This window comes from Pseudomonas sp. H26/SER47-MNA-CIBAN-0231 (assembly GCF_040310465.1).
GTDB classification, from domain to species: domain Bacteria; phylum Pseudomonadota; class Gammaproteobacteria; order Pseudomonadales; family Pseudomonadaceae; genus Aquipseudomonas; species Aquipseudomonas atacamensis.
In genome coordinates this window covers 1-265 of the sequence record NZ_JBEOPW010000101.1, presented here as the reverse complement: position 1 = coordinate 265, position 265 = coordinate 1, and the positions used below count along the sequence as shown (strand labels likewise).

At 64.2% G+C, this 265-nt stretch carries 1 pseudogene; it reads right to left on the bottom strand.

The features are described from left to right. A pseudogene (locus AAEZ10_RS27450) lies at window positions 1-265 on the bottom strand (5-(carboxyamino)imidazole ribonucleotide synthase); the annotation flags it as partial.

The following is a 265-nucleotide window of genomic DNA, read 5'->3' as shown; positions in this document are numbered from 1 at the left end:
GCTCCAGCGTAGCCTTGTCGGCGCAGCGCAGGTTGGCATGACCGACCTTGCGACCAGCCTTGAACGCCTTGCCATAGTGATGCAGGTGGCAATCGGCGATGGCGATCACTCTCTCTACCGGCGGCACGACGCCGATGAAGTTGAGCATGGCGCTCTCACCGACCTTGGCCGTCGAGCCCAGCGGCAAGCCGGCAACGGCGCGCAGATGGTTCTCGAACTGGCTGCACTCGGCGCCTTCCGTCGTCCAGTGTCCGGAGTTGTGAAC